The organism is Granulicella mallensis, assembly GCF_014203225.1.
Taxonomy (GTDB): Bacteria; Acidobacteriota; Terriglobia; order Terriglobales; family Acidobacteriaceae; genus Granulicella; species Granulicella mallensis_A.
On sequence record NZ_JACHIO010000015.1, the window covers coordinates 163935 to 170568 of the forward strand.

Genomic DNA, 6634 nt, shown 5'->3' on the forward strand with positions numbered 1-6634 from the left:
TTACTTCTGAACGGTGCAATCGACAAGGCGCATCTTGAAGGTCGCTACATTCGCAACAACGAACGAGAGCGAATCTGGTAGCTGGAAGGATTCGACTGGCTGAAACGTGGCTGACATCGTTACATGGGTTGCAGGCCCATCGGCGGACCCCTGGTAGGTGCCGTCGAGTTTTGTCAGAAGCAGGCCTTTGGCGGAAGGCGTGTAGGTTGTATCCAACTCTCCGTTGATTTTTGCTGATGTGGTCGAAAGGTGATGGATAACGAGTTTTTTATCCAGGGTCAGTTCATCGATAGCTTTGCTGGCGCCGTCGACGATCACATAGCCTGTGGCCGTGGCTTTTACGGACGATGGGGTCAGGGTAATCAACGTACCGTTGAGGCTTGGCATCCAGGATTGAAAGAACCCGTCAAGCGTCTGTTTCAATCCGTTGACTAACTGATTGGCGCTCTGTTCGCGATCTTTAGGAGGTGTGCCTGCACTTACCCAGGAGATATTCGGATGACTGCTCAGGTCTGAAGAAACAGACAGATGGGAGCCCTGGAGATACTGCACCATCGGATCGTCTGCGGGTGGTGTCTTCCCATTGATCGAAGTAAAAAGTGCGTCCCAATCTACGCTTGCGTTGCAGGAAAAACCTTTGAGTCCCGCTGCACGCAGGTTGTAGTACTGCGACCTGGCGGTGGTCAGAAGCTGGGTCTGCTCCTTTTGCGGGACGTTCTGTGCCTCCAGGCTGGGAGAACAGGCTGCGATGAAGATGGCAATAAGCAGAACGACGCGCGGGTAGAGTGACATGACAAAACTATAACCGCAGCCATTGTCGTGCATGCGCGATGGTCGTTCGGATGCATGTATCCACCGAAGAAGGCGACCCGATCTTTAGGGCCAAAGGCCCGTCTCATACCAGCCTGGGGCAAAGCGAACCCGAACCAGCGCGCATAGCGTGCTGGCTCGGGGCGCGTCGCCCCAGGTTAGGCGTAGGAGTAGAAGTTGAGGGCTGTAAGCCCGACTCATCTTCTGTGCAGGCACGATGAATCGGGCTTACAGCCCTCTGCTTTCGAGTTGATCCTGTACCTGGGGCTACGCTTGCAGCGAGCTAAAAACCGCTCGCTGCTGCGCTCCACCCCAGGCTGGGATGAAACGGGCCGTTGGCCCTAAAGATCAAGACACCTTAGACCTGCGCGAATCCGCCGTCGGCCTGGATGTCAGCTCCGTTGATATAGCTGGCCGCGTCGGACGCCAGGAAAGCCACGACCTCTCCCATCTCTTCCGCCTCGCCCGCGCGGCCTATCGGAACTGCGCCGACGACGTTCGTCATATAGGCTTCCTTGACCTTTGGATCGGCGAAGGTTTGCTGCAGCAAAGGCGTCAGGATCGGTCCTGGGGAGAAGACGTTGACGCGGATGCGGCGAGCTTTGAGTTCGTTAGCCCAGGTCCGTGCAAAGCTACGGATCGCGGCCTTGGTCGCGGAATAAACTGTGCGCTGGGGAATGCCCTTCACGGCCGTCGCGGACGATGTCAGGATGATCGACGCGCCGTCGTTCAACAGCGGCAGGGCCTGCTGCACGGTGAAGATGACGCCCTTGAAGTTGATGGCCAGTTGATAGTCGATTGCTTCTTCCGTGATCGACCCGAGGGGTTCTCTTGTCTGAACACCGGCGTTCGCCACCAGGATGTCGATCTTGCCCTTCGACGCGCGAACCGCTTCGTAAACCCGATCGAGGTCGGCAGGCTTGGACACGTCGGCTTGCACAGCCGTCACGTCGCCACCGATCTCGGCGACGGCCGCGTCCAAAATGGTCTGACGACGGCCTACGATGAAGACAGACGCGCCCTCCGTAGCAAGCCGCTTTGCGGATGCCAGTCCGATCCCTTCACCACCACCCGTAATCACAGCTACTTTGCCCTGCAGAGAACCACTCATAAGATCACTCCAATAATGATGATGACCATTATTGATATGTTGACATTAACAATGATGACCGTCATCATTGTCAAGCGGGCAATTTGTTTTTCACGCGGAGCAGATCACATGCGTTTGACCGGCGAACAAGCCAAACAAAATCGGCAGCTCATCCTTGAAACCGCATCGCGGATGTTTAAGCTGCACGGCATGGAAGATGTCAGCGTCGCTGACATCATGAAGCAGTCTGGTTTTACCCACGGCGGTTTCTATAACCACTTCAATTCCAAAGAGGAGCTTGCGGCTGAAGCGGTTGCGTGTGCCTTCGAAAACTCCGCGCAAAGATTATCGGAGAAGTTTGCCTCAGCCGGAAGTCCGCAGAAAGGCTTTGAGAAAGTGATCGCGGAATACCTCAGTCCGGCGTATCGCGATTCATCCACCGGAGGGTGCCCGGCAGCGGCGCTGCCAGCCGATGCTGCCCGCAATGGCAAAGAGGTTCAAACAGCTTTTGCCGGCGGAATTGAATCCTATCTTGATATATTCGCCGCCGGGATGGACGGAAACAAACAAGAGGCACGGCAACAAGCCGTAGCGTTGCTGAGTAGCCTGGTGGGCTCATTGATGTTGTCCCGTGCCGTGAAGAAAAGCAATCCGAAGCTTTCCGACGAATTGCTCAGCTCCGTGCGGAAGCAGCTTTGTAAATAGAGCACTTTGGCTCTAGTGTGATGAGTCATTCGTTCATTGAGGAACCAGCGTTACCCCATAGCGCGAAGCGCAAACCGTGACGCTTTAGCGTCGCGGGGCGGAGGGAGCCGTAGCCTTTAGGCTACGGAATCAAGGGCAGGCGAGAATTGGGCTTTAGCCCCGGGCCTTTTTACCGCAGCCGAAAGAAGGCCCGGGCCTAAAGGCCACATCTTTGCCAAGCCTGAATTCCGTAGCCTAAAGGCTACGGCTCCCTCCGTCTCCCTGATGCTGAAGCATCAGGGAACGCGCTGCGCGCTGTGCTGACAGACCTTCATTCTTCAATAAACAAATGACTCACGACGCTATGCCCGCACCGGATAGGGATCAAAGACTTCGCGCCGTGCCCGTAGTCAATAAATTCTCCCACCCCGCCTTACTCATCTTGAGCCTCTGTCCGTCTGTCAATACAACCCACAGATCCGCGCGACCCTCGCGAAGAATCTCCTTCACCCGATCGATGTTCACAATCGTCGAACGATGAACGCGAACAAAGCGCGCAGGGTCGAGAGAATCAACGAGCTGCTTGACGGTCTGGCGCAGCATGTAAGTTTTGGGGCCCACATGCAGGCGGGAATAATAGTCGGCGGCTTCGATCCAATCGATGTCGGCTACCTGAACGATCGTCTCGCGGGCCCCGTTCGGAACAAGAAGGCGTTTCACATAAGGTTCGGCCGGCACCTCTACCCGTTGGAGGCTGGAGGCGATAGCCTGCATCTGCTCCTGCGTGATCAAGGCGGCTTTCGAAGCAATGCGTTCGCGCACATGCTCCAGGGCCGATTGGAGGCGTTGTAGCTCCACCGGCTTGGTCAGGTAATCGAGGGCATGGACCTCAAAGGCGCGCACGGCGTACTCATTGTGCGCGGTGACGAAGACCGTTGGAGGCATCCGCGCAATGCCAATCTGTTCCACCACTTCAAAGCCGGTATTGCCGGGCATCTGGATATCCAGAAAGAGCAGGTCGACCGGTTCGGACTTGAGCAGCGAGACAAGCTCTCGCCCATTGCGGCACTCGCCCGTTACTTCGACAGAGGTTTCACCGAAGAGCATGGCTTTGAGCCGATCCCGGGCGAGTGGCTCATCGTCGGCGATGACGGTTCTAAGTCTCATACCGCGAGCTCGTAGGGAATCTTGATGGAGACCTCAAAGCCGCCTTCTGCAAGGGCGTTCGCGCTCATGGCGTAATCGTCGCGATAGAAATGAGTAAGCCGGTCGCGCGTATTCCTGAGCCCGATTCCGTGCCCTGGTTTTGTCGGCGCGTTGCTGCCGGGACCATTGTCACGGATACGGAGTTGCAGGTGCCGTCCCTCGCGTCTTGCCGAGGCTTCGACGACGCCATCACTTTTGCAGTGGGCGATGCCGTGGCGGATAGCATTCTCTACCAGCGGTTGCAGGAGAAAACAGGGAACCAGGCCTCTTAGCGCGTCGGGCTCTATGCGCACGTCTACGCGAAGCCTGTCGGCGAACCGCACCTGTTCGATGGCGAGATAGCTTTCGATCATCTGCAACTCTTTGCCGAGGGGCACCTTCTCCGGGCTATTGCTGGCGAGCGTTGTGCGCAGAAGAGTGTTCAGGCTCCCCAGAGTCTCCAGGGCCTCGTCCTTGCGATCGAACTCAACCAGCGCGGTCACGGTGTTCAGCGTATTGAAGAGGAAGTGAGGATCGATCTGCATCTGGAGCGCGCGCAGGTGTGCCGTAGATAACTGCTTCTCCAGTTCGATGGAACGCAGGTTATCTTCCTGGGACTTCAGATAGAGATGAACGGCAAGACAGGCTCCCAGGATGAAGCCGTAGAGCAGAAGCTCCAGACTGAAATGGCCCAGGTTGAGATACTGCAGCTCGGCATAGCCTGCCTGGTACAAGCCGGGCCACGTGCGAAGACACCAGGCGACGGTCGCCTGCATCAGGTAAGAGTGCACGACACTGACCGCCGTACCGAGTACAAGATGAAGGAGGAGTAAGCGCCAGGAGAGGAACGAGGCCTTCGGCCAACGCCGCAATCCAATCCACTGACAGTAAGCGACTACGCCCCACCATCCCCAGAGAACCAGGCCATACACAAGCGAGGGGAGAAGAGGCGCTGCCGCATGGGACGCCACGACGGCTGAATGACACTCTGCCGCTGCTGCAAGGGCCAATAACGAGGAAACGCACGCGATCAGGGTGAAGGCGTGAACATGGCCTTCGCCGGTGTTGGAAGATTTGAGGTATCTCAACATGACAACCTCATCGCAGCGTTTCAATATCTCCGATTCCACTGGTCTGCCGCAGGGAATCTACGCTGATGGTACAGCCGGAACATTGCCTCTGCCGAGGATCGCTTCTGAGGCCGGGATACTTCATATCTCTACACTGATCGTCGGCAGAGGGAGAGGACAGCGATTTGCTGTCAACCGTGCGGCTTTTGCAGGGAAGGTTCGTTTTCGTGCAGGTAGCGTCTGTGGCACTGTCGTTGCTTTTGCTTTTCTGGTTGTCATTCCGACCCTGAGCGAAGCCGAAGGGGAGTGAACCTGCTGTCTCCCGCTCTTTGTGTTGCCCAAAACATAGAGGTCAAGGCCGAAATGTTATCGTTTGTGCCAAAACATAACGTCCGTGGCGAAGCTGGCGAAAAACGGGAGACAGCAGGTTCACTCCCCTTCGGCTTCGCTCAGGGTCGGAATGACAACTAGAAAAGCAAAAGCAACAAGAGCAAGTAGATGCGTCCTCCACGCGGGATAGACTAGGCCCATGCTTCGAAGCGTCAACGGCATACGATATGTAACTCCTCTGCGAGAGGGCGGATCGCTGCCTGCCATCGTGGAGGCGGACGACAGCAGAATGTACGTCGTCAAATTTCGCGGCGCGGGGCACGGGGCTCTGGCGCTGGTGGCCGAGTTGATCTCAGGAGAGATCGCACGCCTGCTGGGCCTGCGCGTTCCGAAGATTGTCTTTGTACAGATCGATTTTGCGCTTGGAAGGAATGAGCCGGATGCAGAGATTCGCGATCTGCTGAAGGCTTCTGTCGGTCAGAACATTGGTCTTGAATATCTGCCTGGAGCAACGACCTTCGATCCGGCGGCGGGCGATGAAGCCTCCTCATCGATAGCTTCTCTCTGTGTCTGGCTCGATGCCTTTGTACTGAATGTCGATCGCACGGCTCGTAATGCGAACCTCCTTTTGTCGGAGGGGACGCTATGGCTGATCGATCATGGAGCCTCGCTGTATTTTCATCACAACTGGCCGACTGCGAAGGAAAAAGCTGTCTCAACGTTTGAGCCGATTCGCGAACACATTCTCCTGCGCTGGGCCGGCGACATCGCGGCTGCTTCCCATACGGCGCACGCGAGCCTGACGGAGACAAAGCTGAACGAGATTCTGCGGCTTCTTCCCGACGAGTGGCTGATCCTGGAGAGCGATGAGGTTACTCCCTCGCAACGGCGCGAGGCGTATCGTGATTTTTTACTTCGGCGGCTCGAAGCGTCGAATATCTTTGAACAGGAGATTATCCATGCCCGTTCCCAACTCGTTTAATTACGCGACAGTACGCGTGGTTCCCCGCGTCGATCGGGACGAGTTCGTGAATGCGGGGGTGATCGTCTACTCCTCGGAGCAGAACTTTCTCGGTGCGCGCATCGAGGTCAATGAGGCGCGTCTTCGCGCGTTGTGGCCTGCGTTGGATGTGAGCATGGTGGAGCGGCACCTGCAGGCGATCTGCCGTATCTGCGTGGGCGATCCTGCCGCGGGGCCGATTGCGCGCCTGTCGAAGAAGGAACGCTTCTACTGGCTGACAGCGCCACGCAGCGCGGTGATTCAGATCTCGCCTGTACGCACAGGGCTTTCGTCCGATCCGGAGAGCCTGCTGAATCGGCTGGCGCGTGAACTAGTGGCTACGGCGTAGGTCGGTTTTAAAGTTGTTGCCTGTTTTTCGTCGTCATCCTTCTATGAAGAGAGGCGTAGTTGTCCAGGGGTATTTTGCGAACAGATTGCGTACAGACTTCTATTCGTGCTCATGGC

Annotated in this window: 8 protein-coding genes; 4 read left to right on the plus strand and 4 right to left on the minus strand. The window is 56.8% G+C overall.

Annotation, left to right across the window (positions count from 1 at the left end; genetic code table 11):
• Both HDF15_RS17705 and HDF15_RS17710 read right to left on the minus strand, forming a co-directional pair.
• Entirely contained in the window at window positions 1-792 is a 792-nt protein-coding gene (locus HDF15_RS17705) for a hypothetical protein (protein WP_184257893.1), read from the minus strand.
• Window positions 793-1168: 376 nt separating this feature from the next.
• Window positions 1169-1921, minus strand: coding sequence for an SDR family NAD(P)-dependent oxidoreductase (locus HDF15_RS17710; protein WP_184257895.1), 753 nt, complete (start codon window positions 1919-1921; stop codon window positions 1169-1171).
• Window positions 1922-1936: 15 nt separating this feature from the next.
• On the opposite strand from HDF15_RS17710, the gene HDF15_RS17715 reads away from it, so the two are divergent.
• Entirely contained in the window at window positions 1937-2605 is a 669-nt protein-coding gene (locus tag HDF15_RS17715) for a TetR/AcrR family transcriptional regulator (RefSeq protein WP_221314488.1), read from the plus strand.
• Between the two features lie 363 nt (window positions 2606-2968).
• Here the strand turns inward: HDF15_RS17715 and HDF15_RS17720 are convergent, their stop codons facing one another.
• Complete coding sequence (locus HDF15_RS17720) at window positions 2969-3751, minus strand: LytTR family DNA-binding domain-containing protein (protein WP_184257897.1); 783 nt, start codon at window positions 3749-3751, stop codon at window positions 2969-2971.
• Entirely contained in the window at window positions 3748-4860 is a 1113-nt protein-coding gene (locus tag HDF15_RS17725) for a sensor histidine kinase (RefSeq protein ID WP_184257898.1), read from the minus strand. Before HDF15_RS17725 ends, HDF15_RS17720 begins: the two co-directional genes overlap by 4 nt.
• Between HDF15_RS17725 and HDF15_RS17730 the strand changes: the two genes are divergently transcribed.
• The 3 genes from HDF15_RS17730 (at window position 4859) to HDF15_RS17740 (ending at window position 6518) form a co-directional block, all read left to right on the plus strand.
• Window positions 4859-5149: a hypothetical protein gene (locus tag HDF15_RS17730; RefSeq protein WP_184257900.1), complete on the plus strand. Its 291-nt coding sequence runs from the start codon at window positions 4859-4861 to the stop codon at window positions 5147-5149. The genes HDF15_RS17725 and HDF15_RS17730 overlap by 2 nt on opposite strands.
• A gap of 219 nt (window positions 5150-5368) precedes the next feature.
• A complete protein-coding gene (locus tag HDF15_RS17735) occupies window positions 5369-6151 on the plus strand; it encodes a HipA family kinase (RefSeq protein ID WP_184257902.1) in 783 nt (260 codons plus the stop codon).
• Entirely contained in the window at window positions 6129-6518 is a 390-nt protein-coding gene (locus tag HDF15_RS17740; protein WP_184257904.1) for a DUF3037 domain-containing protein, read from the plus strand. The genes HDF15_RS17735 and HDF15_RS17740 overlap by 23 nt, the downstream gene beginning before the upstream one ends.
• The last annotated feature ends 116 nt before the right edge of the window (window positions 6519-6634 follow it).